Raw genomic sequence first — 25493 nt, 5'->3', positions numbered from 1 at the left:
CTGTGATGATTCCCTGGCAACAGGTTTCCCCCGAAACCCTCGAAAATTTAATTGAAGCCTTTGTCCTGCGCGAAGGCACCGACTACGGTGAACAGGAGCTCAGCCTGACGGAAAAAGTCGCCGATGTGCGACGTCAGCTGCAGCAGGGTGAGGTGGTACTGGTCTGGTCTGAGCTTCACGAATCGGTAAACATCATGCGCAAAAGCGAGTTTCGCGGCTGATGCACAGAATGAAAAATCGTGCTAACAATGCTCATCGCCCGACTTCACAGGGAGTTTTACTATGTCTGCACGCCATCCGATCATTGCGGTAACGGGTTCCAGTGGCGCGGGAACCACCACCACCAGCCTGGCATTCCGTAAAATTTTTCAGCAACTCAATTTGCACGCTGCCGAGCTGGAAGGTGACAGCTTTCACCGTTTTACCCGGCCAGAAATGGATATGGCGATTCGTAAAGCACGCGATCTGGGTCGCCACATCAGCTATTTTGGCCCGGAAGCGAATGACTTTGGCCTGCTGGAACAAACCTTTATTGAATACGGTGAGCACGGCAAAGGCCAGTCACGGAAATACCTGCACACCTACGACGAAGCCGTGCCCTGGAATCAGGTGCCGGGCACCTTTACGCCGTGGCAGCCGCTGCCCCCGGATACGGACGTGCTTTTTTATGAAGGACTGCACGGCGGGGTGATGACGGCTCAGCATAACGTCGCTGAAAAGGTGGATTTACTGGTCGGCGTGGTGCCGATTGTCAACCTGGAGTGGATTCAGAAGCTGGTCCGCGATACCGGTGAACGCGGCCATTCCCGTGAGGCCGTCATGGATTCGGTTGTGCGCTCAATGGAAGATTACATCAACTTCATAACGCCACAATTCTCACGCACCCATATCAACTTTCAGCGCGTCCCTACCGTGGATACCTCCAACCCGTTTGCGGCCCGCACCATTCCTTCGCTGGATGAGAGTTTTGTCGTCATTCACTTTCAGTGTCTGGAAGATATTGATTTCCCTTATCTGCTGGCCATGCTGCAGGGATCGTTCATTTCCAATATCAATACGCTGGTGGTACCGGGCGGAAAAATGGGGCTGGCGATGGAGTTGATTATGGCGCCGTTGGTGAAACGGCTCATGGAAGGCAAACGCATTGAATAAAATCAGAGGCCGCGCGGGCCTCTGAGAGATCACAGCTCGATAACCTCGTAGCTGTGGGTGATCGCGACCCCTTTGCCTAACATAATGGCAACCGAGCAATATTTTTCCGCCGACAGGTCGACCGCACGCGCCACGGCTTTATCTGAAAGTGCTTTTCCACTCACGATAAAATGCAGGTTGATACGGGTAAAGATGCGAGGGGCTTCTTCCCGACGCTCTGATTCGAGTTTTACTTCGCAATCAGCCACATCGTTGCGGCCTTTTTGCAAAATTGAAACCACATCGATTGCGCTGCAACCACCGGCCGCCATCAGCACCATTTCCATAGGACTGGGCGCTTTATCACCGGAATTACCATCCATTAAGACCTGATGGCCGGATGATGATTCGCCGAGGAATGTTAACCCTTCAACCCATTTGACTCTTGCCTGCATAATTTCGCCCCCAGAATACCCTGTTTTTGCGCCAGAGTACGCTTTTGCCTGGTAAACAGCAATCCAGAGAAATCAGCCTCATTGCTGAAGCGAGACAACACAAGACAGTCGGCGAAAGCTGTGCTACAAACAGTGCTGAAAATATTTTTTCGTCATCCGAAGATGAAGCCGGGAAGAATTATGCGCTCTGCGCCGAATGCAGCCCGAATAATTTCCTGAATGGAAACACGCTTAACGCTTTCATCGCCTGGCAGGGAAACAGAGCCCTGTATTTTGGGCACGATTACAATAGAGGATAATAGCGAATGGTTCTCGGCAAACCGCAAACAGACCCTACACTTGAATGGTTCCTGTCCCATTGCCATATTCACAAGTATCCATCCAAAAGTACGCTGATTCATCAAGGTGAAAAAGCCGAAACGCTTTACTACATCGTGAAAGGTTCCGTCGCGGTACTGATTAAGGATGAAGAAGGCAAGGAGATGATTCTTTCTTACCTGAATCAAGGCGATTTTATTGGTGAGCTTGGCCTGTTTGAAGAAGGTCAGGAACGCAGCGCCTGGGTACGTGCGAAAACGGCGTGCGAAGTAGCAGAAATTTCCTACAAGAAATTCCGTCAGCTCATCCAGGTTAACCCGGATATTCTGATGCGTCTTTCTTCACAGATGGCGCGCCGTCTTCAGGTGACGTCAGAAAAAGTGGGAAATCTCGCGTTCCTGGATGTCACCGGACGCATTGCACAGACGTTGCTTAACCTGGCTAAACAGCCTGACGCCATGACGCATCCTGACGGCATGCAAATTAAAATTACTCGTCAGGAAATTGGCCAAATCGTTGGTTGTTCACGTGAAACCGTGGGCCGTATCTTGAAGATGCTGGAAGATCAGAATCTGATCTCCGCACACGGCAAAACCATCGTTGTTTACGGCACCCGCTAAGCCTTATTATTCACGGCGTGATGGCAACATTATGCCGTGAATATCTTGTGTTGAGCCCATGTGGCGAAGAATAATTTATCACCCCGAAGTTAACTATGCGCTGCGCCAGACTCTGGTGTTGTGCCTTCCGGTCGCGCTCGGCTGGCTGTTTGGCGATCTGCAAAAAGGGTTGCTGTTCTCATTAGTTCCCGCCTGCTGCAATATTGCTGGCCTGGATACACCGCACAAACGTTTCTTTAAGCGCCTGATTATTGGCGGCAGCCTGTTTGCCTTTGGCAGTTTGCTGATGCAGTGGCTACTGCTCAAAGACGTCCCTCTGCCGTTGATTCTGTTTGCGATGCCGTTACTCCTTGGCGTCACAGGTGAAATCAGCCCGCTGCACGCCCGACTGCTGCCCGGTACGCTGATTGCCGCGATTTTTACCATCAGCCTGATTGGCCGTATGCCCATTTACGTGCCTCCGCTGCTCTATATCGGCGGTACGCTCTGGTACGGATTATTCAACTGGTTTTGGTTCTGGCTGTGGAAAGAGCAGCCGATGCGCGAAAGCCTGAGTTTAATCTACCGTGAGCTGGCAAATTACTGTGACGCAAAGTACAGCTTGCTGACGCAGCTTACCGATCCTGAAAAAGCCCTGCCGCCCCTGCTGGTGCGTCAGCAAAAAGCGGTCGACCTGATTAACACCTGCTACCAACAGATGCATATGTTGTCCGCAAGCCGCGATCACAGCCATAAACGTCTGACCCGGGCATTTCAGGTGGCGCTGGATTTACAGGAACATATCTCCGTCAGCCTGCATCAGCCGGAAGAAGTCCAGAAGCTGGTGGAACAAAGCCATGCGGAAGCCGTTATCCGCTGGAATGCCAGGACGATTTCAGCCCGACTGCGCGAGCTGGCCGACGATATTCTGTATCACCAACTCTCCAGCCGTTTTGATATGGACAAACAGCTGGGTGCGCTGGAAAAAATCGCCCGCCAGCATCCGGACAATCCGGTGGGTAACTTCTGCCTCTATCATTTCAGCCGCATCGCCCGGGTACTTCGTACCCAAAAGCCGCTTTATCAACGTGACCTGATGGCCGATCGCCAGCGTCGTTTGCCGCTGCTGCCCGCGCTGCGAAGCTATCTGTCGTTGCGTTCTTCCGCGCTGCGCACCGCCGGTCGTTTTGCCGTCATGCTGATGCTGGGCAGCGCCCTGGCGGTGTTTTTCTCCATTCCAAAGCCCTACTGGATTTTGATGACAATCATGTTTGTCAGCCAGAGCAACTACAGTGCAACCCGGGTTCGTATCCAGCACCGGGCCCTGGGCACCTTTGCCGGGTTGGTCATTGCGGCAGCCTCGCTGCGCCTGGATGTGCCAGAGCCGCTGGTGTTGAGCATCATGCTGGCCATTACCTTTATCAGCTATCGCTTTACCCGACAGTTTTACGGCTGGTCGATGGTAGGATTTACGGTCACGGCCGTTTATACGCTGCAACTGCTCTCCCTTAACGGGGCACAGTTTTTATTGCCCCGCCTGCTGGATACGCTGATGGGTTGCCTGATCGCCTTTGGTGGCATGTTATGGCTGTGGCCGCAGTGGCAGAGCGCGCTGTTGCGTCAGAATGCGCATGATGCACTGGAGGCCTGTCAGGACGCACTGCGGATGTTACTCGGCCCGGAGCAGTCTCCAGATAAGCTGGCTTACCAGCGGATTAAGGTCAACCAGGCCCATAACGCGGTGTTTAATTCCCTGAATCAGGCGATGCAGGAGCCGGGATTTAACTCACGCTACCTGCAGGATATGCGCTTATGGGTCACGCACTGCCAGTTTATTGTTGAACACATCAATGCCATGACAATTCTGGCGCGCGAACACACCATGCTGCCACCCACGCTGGCCGAGCACTATCTGCAATGGTGCGAGATTGCACTGCAACGTTGCCAGCAACGACTGGAATATGATGGGGAAAGTTCGCAGACGGATCTGCTGCAGGGCGTTGAAGATATTAACGAGGGGCCCGTCACGGTGCTGGAGCAGCACGTCCGGCGCATTCTTGATCATCTGAAAGTGATGCACACGATCTCATCTTTGGCCTGGAACCAGCGGCCTCATCATGGCCGCTGGCTGATGCGCAGTCTGCGCCGGAAATAACTCAGGCCGACAGCACCTTCTCTACCGCGTTGGCAAAGCGCGTCATGCCCTCTTCTATATCGGCAGGCTCGATAATCAGCGATGGCGCAAAGCGCATCACATCAGTCCCGGCCACCAGCACCATCACGCCTTCTGCGGCTGACGCATTCAGGATATCGCGCGCCTTGCCCGCATGTTGCGGTTTCAGGGCTGCACCAATCAGTAGACCTTTACCCCGGATATCGCTGAACAGATCGTGACGCGCATCAATCGCCTTAAGGGCCTCCACAAACTGCTGACGACGGATTTCCACGCCATTCAACACCTCTGGTGTATTGATGATATCCAGCGCGGTTTCTGCAATCGCACAGGCCAGCGGGTTTCCGCCATAGGTGGTGCCATGAACGCCAGGTGCCATGGTTGAGGCCACCTCATTCGTGGTCAGCATCGCACTGACCGGAAAACCACCGCCCAGCGCCTTCGCCGAGGTCAGAATGTCTGGCGTCACGCCATAGTGCTCATAGGCAAACAATTTACCGCTACGTCCCATGCCGCTTTGTACTTCATCCAGTACCAGCAGCGCCTGGTGTTTGTCGCACAGTTCACGTAAGCCCTGCAGAAACGCTGGCGTGGCCGGCATCACACCGCCCTCGCCCTGAATCGGCTCCACCACAATCGCGCAGGTATGATCGTCAATGACGGCTTTTACCGCATCCAGGTCGTTGAAAGGCACGTGAACGATATCGGCGGGTTTCGGACCAAAACCATCGGAATACTTTGGCTGTCCACCCACCGTTACGGTGAACAGCGTCCGGCCGTGGAAGGCATTATGAAAGGCAATAATTTTACTTTTAAACGGGCTGTGGCGTTTGCAGGCATAATAACGAGCCAGCTTAAAGGCGGCTTCATTGGCTTCCGCACCGGAATTAGCAAAAAAGACGCGCTCCGCAAAGGTCGCGTTGATGAGTTTACTGGCCAGCCGCAGCGCAGGTTCATTGGTGAACACATTGCTGGTATGCCACAAGGTTTCACCCTGTTTCTTCAGGGTTTCAACCAGCGCCGGGTGACAATGGCCCAGTGCGGTGACGGCAATCCCGCCAGAGAAGTCGATATACTCTTTGCCCTGCTGATCCCAGACTCGGCTCCCTTTGCCTTTTACCGGTACAAACTGTGCAGGTGCATAAACAGGCAAAATAACCTGATCGAACGTCTCCCGCGTTACCGCCATATTTTCCGCTGCCATTGACAACCTCGTTAACTGGTTCGTTGAGTCAAGATGAAATAATAATCATGAAATATGCATAAAAAATCACTTAAAGGCAAACACAACTTCATTGATTCAGGAAATTAGCTAACAGCAGGTGCCCCTGCTCACTGAGGATGCTCTCGGGGTGAAACTGCACGCCTTCCAGCGCCAGGGTTTTATGGCGAATCCCCATAATCTCATCCGGCTGACCATCGCGCACGCTCCAGGCCGTGACATCAAATTCATCAGGCAGCGTATCCGCTTTAACGATAAGAGAGTGGTAGCGCGTCACGGTCAACGGCTGATTAAGGCCACGGAACACACCACCACCATTGTGCTGTATCGCCGAGGTTTTACCATGCATCACGTTGCGGGCACGCACGATCTGCGCACCGAAAACCTGAGCGATGGCCTGATGACCCAGGCAAACACCTAACACCGGAAGACGACCGGCGAAGTGGCGAATGGCCTGCAACGAAATACCGCTCTGATCGGGCGTACAGGGGCCGGGCGAGATCACCAAATGGCTCAGCGGCAGGGCGCACATCTCATCAAGAGTGATGGCATCATTTCTCACTACCCGTACGTTAGCTCCCAGTTGGCAAAAATACTGGTAGAGGTTCCAGGTAAATGAGTCGTAGTTATCAATAAGCAGCAGCATGGTTATGGTTTCAGGCAGACCGGGAGGATGCGCGCATCGCTCGGCATCCAGAGTGATGTCCAGAGCGGCATCTTACCATGCTGTTCAGGGTGAGTGTGATGCGGGGAAGCAGGAAAGCCCATGTCGCACAGGGAGGCACACTGCTGGCGTCTCCCTTGTGCTGCAACGGTTCAGACAGCTTTGACTTCACTGACGATGCTGGCGAAAGCCTTTTCAAGCAGTTGCACATCACCGGACGCCCCGGCCTGATTTGCCGCAACCCATGCTTCCGCGCTCAGACTGTCCCATGCCAGCAGGTAGCCGGCATGCAGAGCCAACTGCTCGAAGAAAACACGCTGCGCCCTGCCGTTACCTTCGCGGAAGGGATGCAACATATTGATTTCACAGTAGTACCAGGCAATCCGCTTCGCGAAATCAGCCAGAGGGAGATCGGCCAGGCCCTTTTCGTCTTCCAGTGCTGCCAGCAACGCATTCCCCTCTTTTTCGATGTACTCGAAATGGCAGAAAGGGGTTTCGTCGCGCCAGATGTCGAGCGTACGCAGTTCGCCAGCCCAGCTGTAAACGTCCTGAAACAACGTACGGTGGATATGGCAAAGATAGGGTAATCCGGCGTTGCGCGGGCCCAGTTCAAGCGTGGCGAGTCGTGCGGCACTGAAGCTTAACTCGGCTTTACGCAGCTGTGCCGCATCGTGAATACCGAGACGGTTTTTCAACACAGTGTCGTTTTGCCACAGGTAGGGGTCCTGAGTAACGGCAGTATTAGCAGCCATATTGCCTCCTCAGTGAGGCCAGGCGCTCTTCTGCATCTTCACCCTTGATTTCAGGTTCTGTCAGGGTAAAGCCTTCGAGTCGGCAACTTGCCCGATAGCTGGCATGTCGCCGCTGTTGCCAGAGCACTGCTTTTTGTTTATCTGTGAGTGTGTTTGCCATACCGCCTCCTGCTCAGGTTTGCCCTAAGTATAAGAGCAAATTTCCCCTTTGCCGGAGACGAGATGGCATTACACCGAATTAGGGTAAAACTTTAGCCGACAGAATGACCACGGGCTTGATGGGGACATTCTGATAGGGGCCCACGTCTTTGGTCGGCACCTGAGAGATTTTGTCCACGACGTCCTGGCCTTTTACAATCTTACCAAACACGGCATAACCGAAATCGCGTTGACCATGATCCAGGAAAGCGTTGTCAGTAACGTTCAGGAAGAACTGGCTGGTTGCGCTGTCTTTATCGGCGGTACGCGCCATAGAGATAGTGCCACGCAGATTGCGTAAGCCGTTATCCGCTTCGTTTTTGATCGGCGCGTTGGTCTGCTTTTGCTGCATTTCACTGGTGAAGCCACCACCCTGGATCATAAAGCCAGGAATCACGCGATGAAAAATCGTGTTGTTGTAAAAGCCGTTGTTCACATAGTCCACGAAGTTTTTAACGGAAACCGGCGCTTTTTGATTATTCAGTTCGAGTTCGATATTGCCGGCAGAGGTGTTAAGCAGGACATGCGTATCACCTTTAGCCGCTAAAGCTGAGACGGAAACAGAAGAGAGCGCTAACAGGGCAACTGCCGCTGTCAAAGTACGTTTAAACATGAGTAATTCCTTACTTTGGAGAGCTAGCTCAAAAACGATATTGATTGTAAAGAGCATGTAATACAAGAGCCAGCGTTTTACCTATATTTACGCTAACAATGCGCACTATAGCTGGAATAAAGTTGCTTCCGCTTCGTGACTAAAATCACAGTATTGATGAAATGAATGACATCTGTTTTCACTGTTAGTTTATTAAGATCACGGTTACGTTTACAATTTCTGACGCTTCAGGCCCTCCGGCTTCTCAACAGGTTCAGAACATGACAAATCGTAATCGTATCGGCCTTACCTGGATTAGCTTTCTCTCGTACGCGCTTACCGGCGCACTGGTGATTGTCACCGGCATGGTAATGGGCGATATTGCGAAAGATTTCCAGATTCCTATCGACAGTATGGGTAACACCTTCACCTTCCTGAACAGCGGCATTCTGGCTGCGGTTTTCCTTAATGCCTGGTTGATGGTGATTGTACCGCTCAAACGGCAACTGATTTTTGGCTTTGTACTCATGGTATTAGCCGTTATCGGCTTAATGACCAGCCGTGATCTGTCGGTATTTTCACTGTGCATGTTCGTACTTGGCGTGGTCAGCGGCATTACCATGTCGATTGGGACGTTCCTGATTACCCACATGTATGAAGGCCGTCAGCGCGGTTCACGCCTGCTGTTCACGGATTCGTTCTTCAGCATGGCAGGCACCATTTTCCCTGTGCTTGCCGGTATTCTGCTGGCGCGCCATCTGCCGTGGTACTGGGTTTACGTCTGCATTGGTGTGATTTACGTCGGCATTTTCATCATGACGCTGTTTGTTGAGTTTCCCGTGCTGCGTAAGCCAGAGAACAGCCCGACCGTCGAGAAAGAAAAATGGGGCGTTGGCGTACTGCTGCTGGCTATTGCAGCGCTATGCTACATCCTGGGTCAGTTAGGCTTTATTTCCTGGGTGCCAGAGTACGCGACGAAGGTCATGGGCATGAACATCGACGATGCCGGCCAACTGGTGGGAAGTTTCTGGACTGCCTATATGGTGGGCATGTGGGCGTTCAGCTTCCTGCTGCGCTTCTTCGATCTGCAACGTATTCTGATGGTTCTGGCTGGCCTGGCGACGGTGTTGATGTACTGGTTCGTGAGCAGTCACGACGCGGGCATGCTGAGGTGGATCATCTTAACGCTGGGCTTTAGCTCTAGTGCGATTTACACCACGATTATTACCCTGGGCTCGCTGCAAACCAAAGTCGCCTCACCCAAGCTGGTTAACTTTATCCTGACCTGCGGCACGGTCGGCACCATGCTGACCTTTATTGTCACGTCACCAATTGTGAAAAACAGCGGCGTTCACAGCGCGCTGTTAACCGCAAATGGCCTGTACGCGGTCGTGTTTATTATGTGCGTACTGTTAGGTCTGGTGACTAAACACCGCACCCACGGTCACAACACGCATTAATCCCGTCGGGCGGCGTTACCACGCCGCCCACGTGTTTTAGCGTTTAAAGGTCACGTCTTCCCACTGTTCTAAACAGATGGCGCTGTTGGCAGGCTGTGTCGCGGCGATAACGTTTCCGCGACGAAGCGAATAACGCACCGGCACTTGCCTTCTCACCGCGTCGAAACCATTCTCCGCTGGCAGAATAATCAAGCTGGCATCATGACCGCGCTGAATGCCATATCCTGAAAGATTCATCGTTCTGGCACTGTTGTGAGTGATCATATCGAGCCCGGCATTGATTTGTTCATAGCCCATCAACTGACACACGTGTAATCCCATATGTAGCACCTGGAGCATATTTCCCGTGCCCAGCGGATACCAGGGATCGAACACATCGTCGTGACCAAAGCAGACGTTGATGTCCGCCTCCAGCAGCTCTTTGACGCGGGTAATGCCACGGCGTTTGGGATAACTGTCGAAGCGGCCCTGTAAATGAATATTGACCAGCGGATTGGCGACAAAGTTAATGCCGGAGAGCTTCAGTAGCCGAAACAGACGCGATGTGTAAGCCCCGTTATAGGAGTGCATCGCCGTCGTATGGCTCGCGGTCACCCGCGCGCCCATGCCGTCGCGGTGTGCCAGCGCAGCCACGGTTTCGACGAAGCGCGACTGCTCATCGTCAATTTCGTCACAGTGCACATCCACCAGCCTGTCGTAACGGTTAGCCAATGCAAAGGTTTTATGCAGGGACTCCACGCCGTATTCCCGGGTGAACTCAAAATGGGGAATGGCCCCAACGACATCGGCACCGAGTCGAAGCGCCTCTTCAAGCAATGCTTCGCCATTGGGATAAGACAGGATGCCTTCCTGTGGAAACGCCACAATTTGAAGAGTAATCCAGGGTGCCATCTCGGCCTTAAGTTCCAGCATCGCCTTGAGTGCCGTTAAGGTAGGATCGGACACATCGACATGGGTGCGAACACACTGTATGCCGTTGGCTATTTGCCACTTCAGCGTCTGCATCGCCCGCCGTTTGACATCTTCATGACTCAGCAAGGCTTTGCGCTCTGCCCAGCGTTCAATGCCCTCAAACAGCGTACCAGACTGATTCCAGGCAGGCTCTCCCGCAGTTTGCGTCGTATCCAGGTGAATATGGGGTTCAATAAAGGGCGCGAGGGCCAGGCCGCCTTCCGCATCCAGCGCTGCGCCGTCGGCGGCTATCTGCTGAGGCTGTGCCGAAATACGGGCGATTTTTCCTTCATCAATTTCTATCTGCCACAGGCCGTCACGCGTGGGCAAACGCAGATTATTGATCCAGCGAAGTGGTGCGGTTGTCATACCTGGCTCCTGATGAGTTAAGCGCTACTGATTAAAGCTAACACGTTAGCGCTGCCCTGCTCCAGATGACTTTGTGAACTGAACGCGCAGGACGCTGAATCGTGACACTCACCCTGAAGAGGTATATCGCATTACGATTGATGTACATCAATAAGCGCCAGACAAGCCGCGCTATTGTAGCCGCAGATATCGCAAATTTGAGGCAAAAATGAGCAATCACAGTGTCGTCATTATCGGTAACGGCATGGTCGGCCACCGCTTCATCGAAGAACTCATGGATAAAGCCGCGCCTGGTCAGTTTTCCTTAACGGTTTTTTGTGAAGAACCCCGTGTCGCCTACGATCGCGTTCACCTCTCCGCTTACTTCGCTCACCATACCGCTGAAGAACTTTCCCTTGTCCGGGAGGGCTACTACGAAAAACATCAGGTCAATCTGCTGCTGGGCGAGCGTGCCATGACCATTAACCGTGATGAAAAGCGGGTTCACTCCAGCACCGGGCGCGCCGTGCATTATGACACGCTGGTCTTTGCGACCGGTTCCGTCCCGTGGATTCCGCCTGTTGCGGGCGCAGAGGGCAGTGATTGCTTTGTCTACCGTACGATTGAAGATCTGAATGCCATTGAAGCCTGTTCGCGTCGTAGCCAGCGCGGTGCGGTAATCGGTGGTGGCCTGCTTGGCCTTGAAGCGGCAGGCGCGCTGAAAAATCTGGGCGTCGAAACCCACGTGATTGAATTCGCCCCCGTGTTAATGGCTGAGCAAGTAGACCAACAGGGCGGTGAGCTGTTACGTCATAAGATCGAGCAGATGGGCGTGCAGGTTCACACCGGCAAAAATACCCAGCAGATTGTGCATCATGATAACGGCGGCAAGACATTGCTGTTCGCTGATGGCAGCCATCTCGATGTCGACTTTATCGTGTTCTCCACTGGTATCCGCCCACAGGATAAGCTGGCCAAACAGTGCGGTCTGACGCTGGGTACGCGCGGCGGTATCGCCATCAACGACCAGTGCCAGACCAGCGATCCGGCTATCTACGCCATCGGTGAGTGCGCCGCCTGGCAAAATCGTGCCTATGGACTGGTGGCGCCAGGTTATAAAATGGCGCAGGTGGCCAGCGATGTACTGTTGGGGCGCACTAATGCGTTTGCCGGTGCCGATATGAGTGCCAAACTGAAACTGCTGGGCGTTGACGTGGCCGGTATCGGTGACACCCGCGCCAGCACGCCGGGTGCCCGCAGCGTTGTCTGGCTGGACGAGGCGAAATCCATCTACAAACGACTGATTGTGAGTCAGGACCACAAAACTCTGCTGGGCGCGGTGTTAGTGGGCGATACCGCCGATTACGGTAATCTGCTGCAGTTGGTGCTGAATGCCATTCCGCTTCCGGCCAACCCGGAAACGCTGATCTTACCCGCAGGCAGCGGTGAAAAACCGTCGATTGGGGTGGATGCCCTGCCTGCCAGTGCGCAAATCTGCTCCTGCTTTGATGTCAGTAAAGGCGATATCGTTAACGCCGTGAAAGGCGGTTGCCACACTGTCGCCGCGCTCAAGGCCAAAACCCGAGCCGGCTCCGGTTGTGGCGGCTGTATTCCCCTGATCACTCAGGTCCTGAACAGTGAGCTGAGTCATCAGGGCATTGAAGTGAGTAATCATATATGTGAGCACTTCCCCTACTCTCGTCAGGCGTTGTATCACCTGATTAAGGTAGAAGGGATTAAAACCTTTGATGCGCTACTGACGAAGCACGGCCATGGCTATGGCTGTGAAATTTGTAAACCAACTGTTGGCTCGCTGTTGGCGTCCTGCTGGAACGAGTACATTCTGAAACCCGAGCACGCCTCTCTGCAGGACAGCAACGACAACTTCCTGGGCAATATCCAGAAAGATGGCACCTATTCTGTCATTCCACGTTCACCGGGCGGGGAGATAACGCCACAGGGACTTAAGGTCATTGGCGACATCGCACAGCAGTATCATCTCTACACCAAAATCACCGGCTCCCAGCGTATTGGCCTGTTTGGTGCGCAAAAAGATGATTTACCCGCCATCTGGTCGCAGTTAATCGCCGCCGGATTTGAAACCGGTCAGGCCTATGCCAAAGCGCTCCGTATGGCAAAAACCTGTGTAGGCAGCAGCTGGTGTCGCTATGGCGTGGGTGACAGCCTTGGCTTCGGCATCATGCTGGAGAACCGCTATAAAGGCATTCGCACGCCGCATAAAATGAAGTTCGGCGTGTCGGGTTGCACCCGTGAATGCGCCGAAGCCCAGGGCAAAGATGTTGGGATTATCGCGACGGAAAAAGGCTGGAACCTGTATGTGTGCGGTAATGGCGGCATGAAACCCCGTCATGGCGATCTGCTGGCGGCAGACCTTGATGACGCGACGCTGATTGCTTATCTGGACCGCTTTATGATGTTTTATATCCGCACCGCCGATCGGTTACAGCGGACCTCACTGTGGCTGGAGAGCCTTGAAGGTGGTATCGACTACCTGCGCAGCGTCATCGTTGATGACAGCTTAGGGCTTAACCCGCAGCTCGAACAGGATCTGAGCATTCTGCGCGCCAGCGCCGAATGTGAGTGGCAAACGGCGCTGCAGGACCCGCAAGGCCTGGTGCGTTTTGCCCATTTCATCAATACACCTCAGCGCGATCCCAACGTTCAGGTCGTTGCCGAACGCCTTCAGCATCGTCCGGCGCGCCCGGATGAGCGTATCGCCGTCACGCTAATCGAGGAGAACACACTATGAGTGAATGGACCCGCGTCTGCCCGTTAGCGCAGATCCTGCCTGCCACCGGCGTCTGTGCCTGGGTCAGTGGTCATCAGATTGCCGTCTTCCGCCCCAGCGCTGACGATCGCGTATTTGCTCTCAGTAACCTTGACCCTTTTGCAGACGCCAGCGTTCTGTCTCGCGGGATTATCGGTGAACATCAGGGCGAACTGTGGGTCGCCAGCCCGTTGAAAAAACAGCGTTTCCGCCTGCGTGATGGATACTGCATGGAGGATGCATCACGCTCTGTGCCGGTGTATCCGGTCCGCGTCAATGCAGGCCAGGTTGAGGTTAAGGCACTGCCCGCGCGGATTTAGCGCCACCTGTTCCCCAAAACGATTATCATCGTTTATCCCTCTCAAGCCAGCCCGTGAATACGGGCTTTTAGCAGGACTGGCTATGGACTATTTCCCGCTTTTTTGTCGCCTGCAAGGCAAACGCTGCCTGTTGGTGGGTGCCGGCGACGTCGCCGAGCGTAAAGCCCGGCTGCTGCTGGCCGCCGGGGCCAGCCTCAGCGTGGGCGCACTGACCTTTTCTTCTGCGTTTCAGCACTGGGCGCAAGCGGGAGAGCTGACCTTGATACACGGTGATTTTCACCCGGACTGGCTGGCGGGCTGTTGGCTGGTCGTCGCGGCCACCAACGATGAGGGGGTTAATCAACAGGTCGCCGACGTGGCTGAAACGCAGCAAATCTTTTGTAATCTGGTCGATGCGCCCGAGCAGGCCAGTGCCATCATGCCCTCCATTATTGACCGCTCGCCGCTGATGATTGCCGTGTCCTCCGGCGGTCGGGCCCCCGTGCTGGCAAGGCTTCTGCGTGAAAAACTGGAGGCGATGTTGCCGCAGCACCTGGGAAAACTGGCCCAGCGAGCCGGAACCTTGCGCAGCAGGGTGAAAAAGCAGTTCACCGCGATGGCGCAACGTCGCCACTTCTGGGAACGTTTTTTTAGCAGCGACAGGCTGGCGCAAAGCCTGGCGAATGGCGACAACACACGGGCAGATGAACTAACCGAAACCCTGTTCGCAGAGGATCGGCGAACACAAGGTGAAGTGGTGCTGGTCGGTGCAGGGCCGGGCGATGCGGGGTTACTGACGCTCAAAGGTTTACAGCAGATCCAGCAGGCGGATGTGATCGTTTACGACAGGCTGGTTTCCGATGCCGTTCTCGATCTCGTGCGCCGTGATGCGGAACGTGTCTTTGTGGGTAAACGTGCAGGTCACCACTGCGTGCCCCAGGATGAGATCAACCAGCTGTTGCTCCAGCAGGCCCAGCGCGGTAAACGGGTCGTACGTTTGAAAGGTGGCGATCCCTTTATCTTTGGCCGGGGCGGTGAAGAGCTGGAGATTCTGGCACAGCATCAGATCCCCTTTAGCGTGGTGCCCGGCATTACGGCAGCATCGGGCTGTGCCGCCTACAGCGGTATTCCCCTCACCCATCGCGACCATGCGCAAAGCGTACGGCTGGTCACTGGCCATCTGCAAAAGCAGGGCTCACTGGCCTGGCAGACGCTGGCGGCAGAACAGCAAACGTTGGTGTTTTATATGGGCCTCACGCAGGCAGCAGAAATTCAGCAACAGCTTATTCATCACGGCATGCGCGCCGATATGCCCGTAGCCCTGGTGGAGAAAGGCACCAGCACAGACCAACGCGTTCTCACCGGTACGCTGCAAGCGCTCAGCGATTTAGCGCAACAGGTTACCAGCCCCAGTCTGATTATCGTGGGCAGCGTGGTCAGCCTGCGCGAAACATTACGTTGGTTTTAAAACAATAACGGCGAGCTTTCGCTCGCCGTTGAGGTTATGCCAGCACTGACTAAGGCTGAGAAACAAAACCCACGGCGGCATACACCTTTTTCAGGGTTTCCTGCGCCTGAGCACGGGCTTTTTGTGCGCCCTCACGCATCACCTGCTCCAGCAACGCTTCATCGTTACGGAAGCGATGATAACGTTCCTGCAGATCAGTCAGCATGCCAGATACCGCATCCGCGACCGCGCCTTTCAGGTGCCCGTACATTTTGCCTTCAAATTCCTGCTCCAGCTCCGCTACCGGCTTGCCGGTCACGCCGGACAGGATGTCCAGCAGGTTTGACACGCCCGCCTTCTCTTTAACGTCATAGCGAATGACCGGTGGCTCTTCAGAGTCAGTCATCGCACGCTTGATTTTTTTAACCACGGATTTGGGATCTTCCAGCAGGCCGATAACGTTATTGCGGTTATCGTCCGACTTAGACATCTTTTTCGTCGGTTCCAGCAGGGACATCACGCGTGCGCCAGATTTAGGAATGAACGGCTCAGGCACTTTAAAGACATCGCCATACAGGGCATTAAACCGGCTGGCAATGTCGCGACTCAGTTCAAGATGCTGTTTCTGATCTTCACCCACCGGCACCTGCGTCGTCTGATAAAGCAAAATATCTGCGGCCATCAGCACCGGATAGCTGAACAATCCCGCGTTAATGTTTTCTTCATAGCGCGAGGATTTGTCTTTGAACTGCGTCATACGGTTCAGCTCACCAAAATAGGTGTAGCAGTTCAGAATCCAGCTCAGCTGCGTGTGCTCTGGCACATGAGACTGAACGAAGACAGTGCTCTTCTTTGGATCAATACCGCAGGCAAGGTACAGCGCCAGCGTATCTAAGGTGGCTTTACGCAGTGCTGTCGGGTCCTGGCGAACGGTGATCGCGTGCAGGTCGACGATACAGTAAATGCAGTGGAAATCGTCCTGCATCTGCACCCACTGACGCAGCGCACCCATATAGTTGCCAATGGTCAGTTCGCCGGACGGCTGTGCGCCGCTGAAAACGATGGGTTTGCTCATGCTTATGTCCTGATAAATTACCGCCCGATAGCGGGCAAAAGTTCGTCAAAAGAGTCAAGGGTGAGATCGGGCTGGCTGGTGGCAATAGGTTCGCCATAGTTATAGCCAAAAGTCATACCGATATTGGGTACACCAGCCGACTGCGCAGCCAGAATATCATTGCGCGAATCGCCAACAAACAGCAGTTGGTCAGGCAACAGGCCAAATTTACCCAGCACCAGAAAAATAGCAGCAGGATGGGGTTTTTTAACCACCACATCGTCACCGCCAATAATCAGTGAAAACGCGCCATCGATCCCCAGTGAGGCCAGCAAGGGCGCAACGAATGGCGTGGGCTTATTGGTGACAATCGCCATCGGGATGTTCAGCGCCTGAAGTTTTGCCAGCGTTTCTTTAACCTGAGGAAACAGCGTACTGCCGGCGTCCACCGTATTGGCGTAATGTTTGTCAAATAATACTCGGGCATCGCGCTGCTCATCCTGCTGAGGCTCGCGTCCCAGTGCCCAGGTCAGGGCGCGCGACATCATGATATCCGCACCGTTACCAATCCAGGTGGACACGCGCCCGACGCCAGCAGCAGGCAAACGCAGGTCCGCAAGCGTCAGATCGATAGCATCAGCCAGGCCCGGCGCGCTGTCGACCAGCGTGCCATCAAGGTCGAACGCCAGCGCGTGAATATCAGTGAAATGAGCCATTCGCTTTCTCCAGCTCGTTCCGCATGTCGTCGATCACTTTTTTATAGTCCGGATGCCCAAAGATGGCTGAACCGGCCACAAACATATCCGCACCCGCGGCGGCGATTTGGCCAATGTTATCAATCTTCACACCACCATCCACTTCCAGACGAATGCTGTAGCCGCTCTGATCGATACGTTTACGCGCTTCACGAAGTTTATCCAGGGTGCCCGGAATAAATGACTGTCCACCGAAACCGGGATTCACCGACATCAGCAGAATGATATCCAGCTTATCCATCACGTAGTCGAGGTAGCTGAGCGGCGTGGCGGGGTTAAACACCAGACCGGCCTTGCAACCGTGCTCTTTAATCAGCTGCAGCGTACGGTCAACATGCTCGCTGGCTTCCGGGTGGAAGGTGATATAGGTGGCGCCGGCTTTGGCAAACTCGGGAATTAACGCGTCCACGGGCTTCACCATTAAATGCACATCGATCGGGGCCGTAATACCGTAGTCACGCAGTGCTTTCAGTACCATCGGTCCCATCGTCAGATTAGGAACATAGTGGTTGTCCATAACGTCGAAGTGAACCACGTCGCCTCCAGCCGCCAGTGCTTTCGCAGTGTCTTCACCCAGGCGGGCAAAGTCTGCCGAAAGGATTGAAGGGGCCAGCAAATATTGTTTCATCCGATTCTCCACTGTTGTGCGCCAGCATCACTGCTGGCGAAATACCCTGGCCGCGGACGAAACAGACTAGCGATAAAGTGCCAGTAGTTCGTCGACCTTGGTGCGGCCGGTTATGCTTCGGCTAATAGAACGCCGGACTTTAACCACATGTAACACGGCATCCTGATACCAGCAACGCGTCAGTTCAGTATCATGGTTAGAAATCAGCACCGGGATTTTACTCTCCGACGCCAGCTTCGCAGCCAGTTGCGCCAGATGTTGCTGCTCATTCAGACTGAAACTATTTGTATGGTAAGCCGTAAAGTTAGCCGTCGCGGACAGTGGCGCGTACGGCGGATCACAATATACCACAGAGCCTTTCTGGGCATTGTTCAGGGTAACATCGTATGATTCGCAGACAAACGTCGCTTTTTGCGCACGTTCAGCAAACCAGAGCAGCTCGGCTTCCGGAAAGTAAGGTTTGCGGTAACGACCAAAAGGCACATTGAACTCGCCGCGCAAATTGTAACGACACAGGCCGTTGTAACAATGGCGATTGAGATAGAGGAATAACAGCGCACGCTGATAAGCGTCTTTGCTGAGATTAAATTCAGTACGGAGCTGATAATAGCAGGCTTCGTTATTGCCTTCAGGCGTGAACAGCAAACGCGCATCGCGAATAAAATCCGCCGTACGCGTTTTCACGATGTTGTAGAGATTGATGAGATCGTTGTTGATGTCGGCCAGGTGATAGCGATCAAAATCGGAGTTGAGAAACACTGAGCCAGCGCCGACAAAGGGTTCGATCAGGCAATCACCTTGCGGCAAATAACGGTGGATCTCTTCGACTAAGGGAAATTTTCCCCCCGCCCATTTTAAAAAAGCGCGATTTTTTTTCATGCTGTCGTGGTATTTACATCTTATTGTGAGGCTGTGGTTGAACCGACAGCAGATCTGCGCTTAAAACGGGACCAGCAGCTGCCGGCCCCATATCATTTATTGGCTGGCTTCTTTCCTGACCTGACTAACCGGTTTCACCCATGGATTCTGTGCGCGCACTTCAGCAGGCAACGCAGCTACGGCACGTTTCGCGTCTGCCGGTGTTGCATATGCACCACTTACCAGCACATACCAGGGCTGGCCGTTACGCGTTGTTTTATACACGTGATACGCGCTCAGATTTTGTTTCTTCGCCCAGGCATTCAGGCTCTCTGCCTTCGACGCACCGCTCAGCTGCAGCGTATAATTACCGCCAGGCAGGGATTTACTCGCCGTTGCACCGTTGCCAGCGGCTTTAGCAGGCGCATTATTCACTGCGGTGTGCGCTGGCGTGGTGTGGGTTTTATGTTCACTGGCCGTTGGCTTAGCGGCGGTTTTCGCCGGCTGCTCACGCGTATGGCGTGGCGTCAATGCGGCCTGGCCTGCGTTGGTTCGGCCTGCTGCGGGCGCATTGGCTGTGGCGGCGGAACCGGCTTTGCCACTGACCGTTGCGGGAGCCGTAGGCAGTGAGCTGCTGTTTTCTGCCCCCTGAGCCGCGCCATCAACTTGCTGCTGTTGATTCGTCAGGGCGGTGTTCAGATCGCCAGGTAAAGTAACACGCTGCTGATTCGCCGGAGTTTCAACAGTCGCGGCCTGCGTCGGCGTGGACGCAACTGGCGGCATGGAAATGTCGCGTGGCGCATTCGTCGCCTCCGGAGAAGATGCCGTGCCAGGTGCATTCTGGGTTGTCGCAGACGGTGATGGCGTCCCGGCGGCATTCTGTCCACCGCTCATGGCGGTTGAGCCACTCAGGTCAATATTTTTTTCGCTGCCAGAACCTGTCGAGCCAGGAGCAGGCGTGCTCTTGTTGCCATTGGCCGAAGAAGACTTACTGTCGTCAGAACCATTCAGCGCAGAGCCAATTCCCAGCACTACCAGCAGTAACACCAGAATACCAACGCCCATCATGACATGCTGACGCGATACCGGTGCTTTCGTCGCAGAAGACGATTTACGTGGGCGCGAGGGACGGCGGTCGCTGGCGTCAGGTTTTAACTCATCATCCGGTTTGAATTCATCATCCGGTTTGAACTCATCCATTCTGCCTCCTCCGTAAAGCGGCATCCCGCACTGCGCACCCGCGCGCCGCGTCACCACTTACCTGCTTAATATCAAGATTTCTGGCAATCATTAATTGCAGCCATCACCATATCATGAGCTACGCCACCGCGCACTTCAGCACGTCCAATCGACAGCGGCAGTATCAGACGCAATTCACCAGCCAGAACCTTTTTGTCACGCATCATATGCGGCAAATAGTCTTCTGCCTGCATCTCTACCGGCCCGTTCACCGGTAAACCGGCACGTTGCAGTAAAGCAATGACGCGATCGCAGTCCTGTGCGCTGAACTGGCCCAGACGTTGCGCCGTGCGCGCCGCCATCACCATCCCAGCGGCAATCGCCTCACCGTGTAACCAGTTGCCATAGCCCATATGGGCTTCAATAGCATGACCAAAAGTATGACCAAGATTAAGTAATGCGCGCTGGCCGTGCTCGCGCTCATCTGCGGCGACGACCTCAGCCTTTAACTCACAGCAACGGCGGATACACCAGGCCAGTGCGGATTCATCCAGCGCCAGAAGACGATCAAGATTCTGCTCAAGCCACTGAAAGAATTCACCGTCCAGAATAATGCCGTACTTGATGACCTCAGCCAGACCGGAAGCCAGCTCACGCGGCGGCAGTGAGCGAAGACACTCGGTGTCGATCACGACAGACGCGGGCTGATAAAACGCGCCAATCATGTTTTTGCCAAGAGGATGATTAACGGCCGTTTTGCCACCAACCGAGGAGTCAACCTGGGACAGCAGCGTTGTCGGCACCTGAATAAAACGCACGCCACGCTGATAGCTTGCCGCCGCAAAACCCGTAAGATCGCCAATAACACCACCGCCAAGCGCCACCAGCGTGGTATCACGACCATGGGGTTTTTGCAGTAGTGCAGTAAAGACCTGATCCATCACGGCAAGCGTTTTAAATTGCTCACCGTCGGGCAAAATCACCTGATCCGTTTTCACCCCCGCCGCCTTCAGCAGAGCCGATACCTTATCAAGGTAGAGCGGTGCCAGCGTCTGGTTAGTCACCAGCATGGCATTATCACCCGCTTTTAACGGCCAAAAAGAAGCCGGATCGTTAAACAGTCCGGCGGCGATAGTGATGGGGTAACTACGTTCCCCCAGTGAAACGGTGATCTTCTCCATGGTGCTCGATACCTGTCAAAGAGCCTTCAAACGTTGGATCAACTTTTTTCCAACATGTTGATAATCTGATTCGCCACCACTTTTGCACTTTGATCGTCAGTGCGGATGGTAACATCGGCGATCTCTTCATAAAGCGGGTTGCGTTCATCTGCCAGCGCTTCAAGCACTTCACGTGGCGGCGACTCTACCTGCAGTAAGGGGCGTTTTTTATCACGCTGTGTACGTGCCAGTTGTTTCTCAATAGTGGTTTCAAGATAAACCACGACGCCGCGGGCGGAGAGACGATTACGTGTTTCCCGGGATTTTACGGAGCCGCCACCGGTCGCCAGGACGATGCCCTGCTTCTCGGTCAGTTCATTGATGATTTTTTCTTCACGATCGCGGAAGCCAGCTTCGCCTTCAACGTCAAAAACCCAGCCCACATCCGCTCCGGTGCGTCGCTCAATTTCCTGATCGGAATCGAAGAACTCCATATTGAGTTGCTGAGCCAACTGACGGCCAATAGTGCTTTTGCCGGCACCCATCGGCCCAACCAGAAAGATATTGCGTTTCTCTGCCATTTTGTCGGTATTACTAAGAATTCGTTAATGATACCCCGCTTTCAGCATTTTGCTGGCGGGACAGGAACTGAGACCTCATGAGCGTTAGCAAGAGTCAGACGAAAAATTATCTCAACACTCAAGGCTGTTTGGCAACCGATTATATTGCTAACAGCACATCCATTTCTGAATTGGCCCGTCGTTCGCGAAACTGTAATGCGTCAGTACAGCGTTGTGACATCACTGCTTACAGAGGAATTCTCTCATCTGTTTGCCTGGTTTTTCCAACACAGACGCTTACAACGTGTTAAAAATCGCTAAACCTTGTAAGCTAATTCCAGCCCTGCGTCAACGCAGTTGGACTTTATGGGCACATTTTCCGTTTTATCGTGCCGTAAGCGCTGCTTCCCTGACCAATCGCGGCGTCATAAAAATAACCAGCTCACGTTTCTTATGTTCTTCGGACTGCTGTCGAAACAGGTGGCCCACAGCGGGAAGATGACCAAGCAGTGGAACCTGGCGCTGCCCGCGCGTGCGCTGCTGATGGAAAATCCCGCCCAATGCCAGGGTTTGCCCGTCGTTGACGGTCACCTGGGTTTCAATTTCCTGCTTATCGATAGACAGGACCTGTGAATCACCGGTCTGAATCGCGCGCCCCGGTACGTTCTGGCTGATACGAATTTTTAGCTGAATGCGGCCATTGCCTAAAACGGTTGGCGTCACTTCCATGCCCAGCACCGCCTCTTTAAACTCGATACTGGTCGCCCCGCTGTTGCCCGCGGAGACTTCATAAGGGATTTCTGTTCCCTGTTTGATGGTGGCGGTTTGTTGATGCGAGGTAAACAGGCGTGGGCTGGCGATAATTTCGACCTGATTCTCCTGCTCCAGGGCGCTGAGTTCTAAATCCAGGAGTTTACCCCCAATTCGCGACAGTGTGACGCCAACCGAGACGGCGGGCGAATTCAGTCCTAACGGGATATCAAGCAGAGGATGACGTAACGCACGGTCAACGACGTCGCCCGCATTGTACAGCCGCCAGTTAACGCCCAGCTCATGCAGGTGATCTTCGCTGATGGTGACGATATGTGCCGCCAGTTCCACCTGCTCCAGCGGCACATCGAGCGCGCGCACCCAGCGCTCGGTTTCTTTCAGGGCCGCCGCGCTGTCGCGCAGCAGCACGCTGTTCGTCCGGCTGTCGACCGTGGCGCTTCCTCTTGCTGTCATCAGCGACTGACGTTCGCCCTGCAGGCTGCGATGAACCTCACTGGCACTGGCATAGTGCAGGCTTATCCTGCGCTGTTGTAGGGGCTGTTGCTGCAACACCTCTGCTTGCTTCGCCTGTTCTGCCTCGCGCCGCTGCTGTTGCCAGTGCTCTGGATAAACCAGCAGAACGTTGTCCTCTTCCAGCAAGGTCAGCCGCGCCATGCGGGCGACCAGCGACAGCGCCTGCTGCCAGGGCACGTTATCCAGCCGCAGTGAGAGCGTCCCCTGAACCTCGGGGGAAATCATCAGGTTGATCTGTTGATAATCGGCCAGTGCCTGTAAAACCCGCTCAATGGGCGCATCGTCAAAGGCCAGGCTCAAGCCCTCATCATGGCTGGCGCGGGCGGACGTCAGGCAGATCAGCAGAAACGTCAGAATCGATATCCTTATCATGCGGGCTTCCTTTGAGATGAAAGGTGAAATATTGAGACGAACAGCTACCGGGCACCGACAGCTTCAGTGTGCGCGACGTAAACTGGTCTGTTTGCCAGGGAAGCAGGGGAAAGGGTTGGTCGCTGAGCACTTTCACGGCGTTACCCTGCGGGGTCAGGAGCCAGCCCTGAAACCTCGGCGCGCGGCCGATAATTCCCTGTAAGCGCCATTCGCTGAGCGGTTCAACTTCTGCCACACAAGCCACGCCGGTAAGAGGACGAAACGGATCGCGCGCCTGCGCAACACCGCAGCAGAGCAAGAGCAGCATGACGCTAAAAGGTTTCATCAGCGTCCAGCCAGAGCTGCGCCACCAGGTGCGCCGGGTGTGCGGTGAGTTGAAAACGGCCAGGGAAAGCCGTCGCAGATTGGGACAGCGCTGTAAAAAGGGGCTGAAACTGCGACCACTCCAGGTGGAGCGTCAGCGCCCGCGGCTGTTCATCGCTAAGCCACGCCTCCAGTTGTGCGCCTCGCTCTGCGATAATGGCCTCCAGCGTCAGTTGCGCTGCGGGTTGCCTCGCCGCCGCCTGCGCCAGCTCAGCCTGTAACGCGTCAATGTCAGGATGCCGGGCCAGTTGCACCTGCTGCTGTTGCAGGCGTTGCTGCTGTTGTGCCAGCTGGTGCATGGCAGCGTCTAACGCTTGCCGCTGTGGCGCTAACAACGTCCACCAGGCAACAAAGAACAGGCCGGAAGCCGCCGCCAGCAGGCTGCCATAGCGAAACGGCACGGCTAACTGCAGCCAGAACTGAAACCCGTTACTCACTGTTCTCCTCCTTCAGCCTGATGCGCAACGTGAAGTGGTAATCCCCTTCTGACTGGCGCTGCACATTGCCCTGCCTAATCTGTGAAAAAAGCGCCACGCCCGTTAAACGCTGGCGAAAATGGCGGATATCCTGCATCTGCTGCGCCTTGCCCTCCAGAAGCAAATCCGTATTGCGCTTCTCCAGCCGGGTTAACCACAGCCCGTCGGGCAGCAAGCCGGGCAAGTCCAGCCAAAGCTGTTGCCAGACGCTAAACTGCCTGGCCTGCTGACGCAGCCAGCTGCGGCGTTGCTGTACCTCGGCCAGCTGTTGCAGCAGCAGTTTTTGCTGTTCCACGCGCTGCACAAGCGTCTCAAGGGCACGCGTAAGCCGGATATGCTGAAGCTCAACCTGAATGAGCGCCTGATGCCCTTGCCAGAACCGCAGTGCGACCGCTGACACTAAAATCAGTAACGTTATGGCCAGCGCAACAAGGCCCTGGCGTCGTTGGCGTTGCCAGCGCCAGCGACGCCAGGGTAAAAGGTTAACCGCGACCATTAGCGGTCCTCGTGTCGCAGCGCCAGGCCGGTCGCCAGTACAAATGCAGCGGGGTTGTCAGGCAAAGGCGGCGACGGACAGCGCAACAGCTGCAAAGGTGAAAAAGGAACCGTACCGGCGGGGGATGAAACGCTATCAGCATCACAATAAAAAACGCGGCTTGCCTGAGGAAAAGCCTGCTTATGCAGCGCCGCCAGCCCGCCCTGATCGGCAAAAGATGCGGCGTTGATGCCGTCACTCCACAGGTAGCGTGCATCCTGTCGCAAAACCACTACACTTCCCGCAGTTAATTGCGCCTGTTCAGTAACGATATTGAGCGCCTGGGTGGCAAGTTCAAATACGCTGGGTTTCAGTCCTGCCTGTGCCAGCGGAGCGTGCCACTGTTTAACCACATCCAGCCGGGCGGCCGTGACACACAGTTGGCCATGTGCGGGATCGAGACGGTAATCCAGCGCCAGTTCGCGTGGATCAACGGGAAAAAGACGTTGGGCAGCCGCCCGGACAAAACGGCTTAATGCCGGTTCTTTTAACGGCGGTTCGGGAAGCGAAAGCGGCTGCTGCAGTACCAACTGGGCAGGAAGCCCTACGCGCAGTGAGTAGCGCTGGGGTAAGCACTTTCGCCAGCGGTCTAACACTGACAGCAATTCAGGGGAAGATTGCAGCACGCCGTTTCTTAACGTATCTTGCGCCAGCCGCTGCTGCCACCAGTGGCATAATTGCCAACCCTGGCGGCGACGCAGGATGGCAAGGGCACAGCACTGCCTGTTCTGGATATCCAGCCCAATTTGCCAGGTGTGAAAAGCCATGCGCGCGATCTCCTTATCGTCCGGAAAAATGGACATATCAAAGCGTCTGGCTTGCCTTTATACTACTGCGCGGTTGCTTATAAACTGCCCAAACGACAACAGATG

General features: G+C 54.7%; 27 protein-coding genes. 8 read left to right on the top strand and 19 right to left on the bottom strand.

The window, feature by feature from the left end; genetic code table 11:
• Positions 1-2: 2 nt before the first annotated feature.
• Both QNH99_RS02035 and QNH99_RS02030 read left to right on the top strand, forming a co-directional pair.
• Positions 3-221, top strand: coding sequence for a YheU family protein (locus QNH99_RS02035; RefSeq protein ID WP_063877488.1), 219 nt, complete (start codon positions 3-5; stop codon positions 219-221).
• 61 nt (positions 222-282) lie between these two features.
• Entirely contained in the window at positions 283-1152 is an 870-nt protein-coding gene (locus tag QNH99_RS02030; protein WP_063877489.1) for a phosphoribulokinase, read from the top strand.
• A 29-nt stretch (positions 1153-1181) separates the two neighbouring features.
• Here the strand turns inward: QNH99_RS02030 and QNH99_RS02025 are convergent, their stop codons facing one another.
• A complete protein-coding gene (locus tag QNH99_RS02025; RefSeq protein ID WP_063877490.1) occupies positions 1182-1586 on the bottom strand; it encodes an OsmC family protein in 405 nt (134 codons plus the stop codon).
• Between the two features lie 305 nt (positions 1587-1891).
• Between QNH99_RS02025 and crp the strand changes: the two genes are divergently transcribed.
• The gene (gene crp / locus QNH99_RS02020) at positions 1892-2524 is read left to right on the top strand and encodes a cAMP-activated global transcriptional regulator CRP (RefSeq protein WP_000242758.1); all 633 of its coding nucleotides are present in this window, start codon (positions 1892-1894) and stop codon (positions 2522-2524) included.
• Positions 2525-2582: 58 nt separating this feature from the next.
• A complete protein-coding gene (locus QNH99_RS02015) occupies positions 2583-4658 on the top strand; it encodes a YccS/YhfK family putative transporter (RefSeq protein ID WP_063877491.1) in 2076 nt (691 codons plus the stop codon).
• Position 4659: 1 nt separating this feature from the next.
• On the opposite strand, the gene QNH99_RS02010 is transcribed toward QNH99_RS02015, so the two are convergent.
• The 5 genes from QNH99_RS02010 to ppiA form a co-directional block, all read right to left on the bottom strand.
• The gene (locus tag QNH99_RS02010) at positions 4660-5880 is read right to left on the bottom strand and encodes a bifunctional acetylornithine/succinyldiaminopimelate transaminase (RefSeq protein WP_063877492.1); all 1221 of its coding nucleotides are present in this window, start codon (positions 5878-5880) and stop codon (positions 4660-4662) included.
• Positions 5881-5968: 88 nt separating this feature from the next.
• The gene (locus QNH99_RS02005) at positions 5969-6544 is read right to left on the bottom strand and encodes an aminodeoxychorismate synthase component II (RefSeq protein WP_172897044.1); all 576 of its coding nucleotides are present in this window, start codon (positions 6542-6544) and stop codon (positions 5969-5971) included.
• 170 nt (positions 6545-6714) lie between these two features.
• Complete coding sequence (locus tag QNH99_RS02000) at positions 6715-7314, bottom strand: putative adenosine monophosphate-protein transferase Fic (protein ID WP_410517245.1); 600 nt, start codon at positions 7312-7314, stop codon at positions 6715-6717.
• Positions 7304-7474, bottom strand: a complete 171-nt coding sequence (locus QNH99_RS01995; protein WP_074180980.1) for a YhfG family protein — start codon at positions 7472-7474, stop codon at positions 7304-7306. The genes QNH99_RS02000 and QNH99_RS01995 overlap by 11 nt, the downstream gene beginning before the upstream one ends.
• Before the next feature lie 78 nt (positions 7475-7552).
• Positions 7553-8125 carry a peptidylprolyl isomerase A gene (gene ppiA, locus QNH99_RS01990; protein WP_063877495.1) on the bottom strand — a complete coding sequence of 191 codons (573 nt, stop codon included), beginning with the start codon at positions 8123-8125 and terminating at the stop codon, positions 7553-7555.
• Between the two features lie 260 nt (positions 8126-8385).
• Between ppiA and tsgA the strand changes: the two genes are divergently transcribed.
• Positions 8386-9564 carry an MFS transporter TsgA gene (gene tsgA, locus QNH99_RS01985; RefSeq protein ID WP_063877496.1) on the top strand — a complete coding sequence of 393 codons (1179 nt, stop codon included), beginning with the start codon at positions 8386-8388 and terminating at the stop codon, positions 9562-9564.
• Positions 9565-9600: 36 nt separating this feature from the next.
• Here the strand turns inward: tsgA and QNH99_RS01980 are convergent, their stop codons facing one another.
• On the bottom strand, positions 9601-10884 hold the full coding sequence (locus tag QNH99_RS01980; protein ID WP_410517244.1) for a cytosine deaminase: 1284 nt from the start codon (positions 10882-10884) through the stop codon (positions 9601-9603).
• Positions 10885-11092: 208 nt separating this feature from the next.
• Here QNH99_RS01980 and nirB point away from each other — a divergent pair, with 208 nt between their 5' ends.
• The 3 genes from nirB to cysG all read left to right on the top strand — a co-directional run bounded on the left by nirB (position 11093) and on the right by cysG (position 15418).
• Positions 11093-13633, top strand: a complete 2541-nt coding sequence (gene nirB, locus QNH99_RS01975) for a nitrite reductase large subunit NirB (protein WP_410517243.1) — start codon at positions 11093-11095, stop codon at positions 13631-13633.
• Positions 13630-13971, top strand: coding sequence for a nitrite reductase small subunit NirD (gene nirD, locus QNH99_RS01970; protein ID WP_063877499.1), 342 nt, complete (start codon positions 13630-13632; stop codon positions 13969-13971). The genes nirB and nirD overlap by 4 nt, the downstream gene beginning before the upstream one ends.
• Positions 13972-14053: 82 nt before the next feature.
• A complete protein-coding gene (gene cysG / locus QNH99_RS01965; protein WP_063877500.1) occupies positions 14054-15418 on the top strand; it encodes a siroheme synthase CysG in 1365 nt (454 codons plus the stop codon).
• A gap of 49 nt (positions 15419-15467) precedes the next feature.
• On the opposite strand, the gene trpS is transcribed toward cysG, so the two are convergent.
• From trpS to pilM, 12 genes are all read right to left on the bottom strand, one after another.
• A complete protein-coding gene (gene trpS / locus QNH99_RS01960; protein ID WP_063877501.1) occupies positions 15468-16472 on the bottom strand; it encodes a tryptophan--tRNA ligase in 1005 nt (334 codons plus the stop codon).
• A 17-nt stretch (positions 16473-16489) separates the two neighbouring features.
• Entirely contained in the window at positions 16490-17167 is a 678-nt protein-coding gene (locus tag QNH99_RS01955) for a phosphoglycolate phosphatase (RefSeq protein WP_172897039.1), read from the bottom strand.
• Complete coding sequence (gene rpe, locus QNH99_RS01950; RefSeq protein ID WP_014594778.1) at positions 17151-17834, bottom strand: ribulose-phosphate 3-epimerase; 684 nt, start codon at positions 17832-17834, stop codon at positions 17151-17153. Before rpe ends, QNH99_RS01955 begins: the two co-directional genes overlap by 17 nt.
• A 66-nt stretch (positions 17835-17900) precedes the next feature.
• Entirely contained in the window at positions 17901-18713 is an 813-nt protein-coding gene (gene dam, locus QNH99_RS01945) for an adenine-specific DNA-methyltransferase (RefSeq protein WP_283355569.1), read from the bottom strand.
• 96 nt (positions 18714-18809) lie between these two features.
• A complete protein-coding gene (locus QNH99_RS01940) occupies positions 18810-19916 on the bottom strand; it encodes an SPOR domain-containing protein (protein ID WP_283356306.1) in 1107 nt (368 codons plus the stop codon).
• A 47-nt stretch (positions 19917-19963) separates the two neighbouring features.
• Complete coding sequence (aroB, locus tag QNH99_RS01935; protein ID WP_063877504.1) at positions 19964-21052, bottom strand: 3-dehydroquinate synthase; 1089 nt, start codon at positions 21050-21052, stop codon at positions 19964-19966.
• Positions 21053-21090: 38 nt separating this feature from the next.
• Entirely contained in the window at positions 21091-21612 is a 522-nt protein-coding gene (gene aroK, locus QNH99_RS01930; RefSeq protein WP_063877505.1) for a shikimate kinase AroK, read from the bottom strand.
• 363 nt (positions 21613-21975) lie between these two features.
• The gene (gene hofQ, locus QNH99_RS01925; RefSeq protein ID WP_410515945.1) at positions 21976-23247 is read right to left on the bottom strand and encodes a DNA uptake porin HofQ; all 1272 of its coding nucleotides are present in this window, start codon (positions 23245-23247) and stop codon (positions 21976-21978) included.
• On the bottom strand, positions 23183-23572 hold the full coding sequence (locus tag QNH99_RS01920) for a HofP DNA utilization family protein (RefSeq protein ID WP_410515944.1): 390 nt from the start codon (positions 23570-23572) through the stop codon (positions 23183-23185). Before QNH99_RS01920 ends, hofQ begins: the two co-directional genes overlap by 65 nt.
• Complete coding sequence (locus QNH99_RS01915; protein WP_410515943.1) at positions 23559-24047, bottom strand: hypothetical protein; 489 nt, start codon at positions 24045-24047, stop codon at positions 23559-23561. Before QNH99_RS01915 ends, QNH99_RS01920 begins: the two co-directional genes overlap by 14 nt.
• The gene (locus QNH99_RS01910) at positions 24040-24582 is read right to left on the bottom strand and encodes a PilN domain-containing protein (protein ID WP_109717801.1); all 543 of its coding nucleotides are present in this window, start codon (positions 24580-24582) and stop codon (positions 24040-24042) included. Before QNH99_RS01910 ends, QNH99_RS01915 begins: the two co-directional genes overlap by 8 nt.
• Positions 24582-25388: a pilus assembly protein PilM gene (gene pilM, locus QNH99_RS01905; RefSeq protein ID WP_410515942.1), complete on the bottom strand. Its 807-nt coding sequence runs from the start codon at positions 25386-25388 to the stop codon at positions 24582-24584. The genes QNH99_RS01910 and pilM overlap by 1 nt, the downstream gene beginning before the upstream one ends.
• Positions 25389-25493 lie beyond the last annotated feature (105 nt).

Origin of the sequence: Pantoea allii, from assembly GCF_046529425.1 — a bacterium.
GTDB classification, from domain to species: Bacteria; Pseudomonadota; Gammaproteobacteria; order Enterobacterales; family Enterobacteriaceae; genus Pantoea; species Pantoea allii.
Note: the sequence above shows the minus strand (reverse complement) of the source record. Positions and strands in the feature narration are given on the sequence as shown.

What these genes read in the sequence shown, in the direction of transcription:
- QNH99_RS02030 (WP_063877489.1), top strand. Translation starts at nt 283, where the DNA reads ATGTCTGCACGCCATCCGATCATTGCGGTAACGGGTTCCAGTGGCGCG.
- QNH99_RS02025 (WP_063877490.1), bottom strand. Translation starts at nt 1,586, where the DNA reads ATGCAGGCAAGAGTCAAATGGGTTGAAGGGTTAACATTCCTCGGCGAA.
- crp (WP_000242758.1), top strand. Translation starts at nt 1,892, where the DNA reads ATGGTTCTCGGCAAACCGCAAACAGACCCTACACTTGAATGGTTCCTG.
- QNH99_RS02015 (WP_063877491.1), top strand. Translation starts at nt 2,583, where the DNA reads ATGTGGCGAAGAATAATTTATCACCCCGAAGTTAACTATGCGCTGCGC.
- QNH99_RS02010 (WP_063877492.1), bottom strand. Translation starts at nt 5,880, where the DNA reads ATGGCAGCGGAAAATATGGCGGTAACGCGGGAGACGTTCGATCAGGTT.
- QNH99_RS02005 (WP_172897044.1), bottom strand. Translation starts at nt 6,544, where the DNA reads ATGCTGCTGCTTATTGATAACTACGACTCATTTACCTGGAACCTCTAC.
- QNH99_RS02000 (WP_410517245.1), bottom strand. Translation starts at nt 7,314, where the DNA reads ATGGCTGCTAATACTGCCGTTACTCAGGACCCCTACCTGTGGCAAAAC.
- QNH99_RS01995 (WP_074180980.1), bottom strand. Translation starts at nt 7,474, where the DNA reads ATGGCAAACACACTCACAGATAAACAAAAAGCAGTGCTCTGGCAACAG.
- ppiA (WP_063877495.1), bottom strand. Translation starts at nt 8,125, where the DNA reads ATGTTTAAACGTACTTTGACAGCGGCAGTTGCCCTGTTAGCGCTCTCT.
- tsgA (WP_063877496.1), top strand. Translation starts at nt 8,386, where the DNA reads ATGACAAATCGTAATCGTATCGGCCTTACCTGGATTAGCTTTCTCTCG.
- QNH99_RS01980 (WP_410517244.1), bottom strand. Translation starts at nt 10,884, where the DNA reads ATGACAACCGCACCACTTCGCTGGATCAATAATCTGCGTTTGCCCACG.
- nirB (WP_410517243.1), top strand. Translation starts at nt 11,093, where the DNA reads ATGAGCAATCACAGTGTCGTCATTATCGGTAACGGCATGGTCGGCCAC.
- nirD (WP_063877499.1), top strand. Translation starts at nt 13,630, where the DNA reads ATGAGTGAATGGACCCGCGTCTGCCCGTTAGCGCAGATCCTGCCTGCC.
- cysG (WP_063877500.1), top strand. Translation starts at nt 14,054, where the DNA reads ATGGACTATTTCCCGCTTTTTTGTCGCCTGCAAGGCAAACGCTGCCTG.
- trpS (WP_063877501.1), bottom strand. Translation starts at nt 16,472, where the DNA reads ATGAGCAAACCCATCGTTTTCAGCGGCGCACAGCCGTCCGGCGAACTG.
- QNH99_RS01955 (WP_172897039.1), bottom strand. Translation starts at nt 17,167, where the DNA reads ATGGCTCATTTCACTGATATTCACGCGCTGGCGTTCGACCTTGATGGC.
- rpe (WP_014594778.1), bottom strand. Translation starts at nt 17,834, where the DNA reads ATGAAACAATATTTGCTGGCCCCTTCAATCCTTTCGGCAGACTTTGCC.
- dam (WP_283355569.1), bottom strand. Translation starts at nt 18,713, where the DNA reads ATGAAAAAAAATCGCGCTTTTTTAAAATGGGCGGGGGGAAAATTTCCC.
- QNH99_RS01940 (WP_283356306.1), bottom strand. Translation starts at nt 19,916, where the DNA reads ATGCCGCTTTACGGAGGAGGCAGAATGGATGAGTTCAAACCGGATGAT.
- aroB (WP_063877504.1), bottom strand. Translation starts at nt 21,052, where the DNA reads ATGGAGAAGATCACCGTTTCACTGGGGGAACGTAGTTACCCCATCACT.
- aroK (WP_063877505.1), bottom strand. Translation starts at nt 21,612, where the DNA reads ATGGCAGAGAAACGCAATATCTTTCTGGTTGGGCCGATGGGTGCCGGC.
- hofQ (WP_410515945.1), bottom strand. Translation starts at nt 23,247, where the DNA reads ATGATAAGGATATCGATTCTGACGTTTCTGCTGATCTGCCTGACGTCC.
- QNH99_RS01920 (WP_410515944.1), bottom strand. Translation starts at nt 23,572, where the DNA reads ATGAAACCTTTTAGCGTCATGCTGCTCTTGCTCTGCTGCGGTGTTGCG.
- QNH99_RS01910 (WP_109717801.1), bottom strand. Translation starts at nt 24,582, where the DNA reads ATGGTCGCGGTTAACCTTTTACCCTGGCGTCGCTGGCGCTGGCAACGC.
- pilM (WP_410515942.1), bottom strand. Translation starts at nt 25,388, where the DNA reads ATGGCTTTTCACACCTGGCAAATTGGGCTGGATATCCAGAACAGGCAG.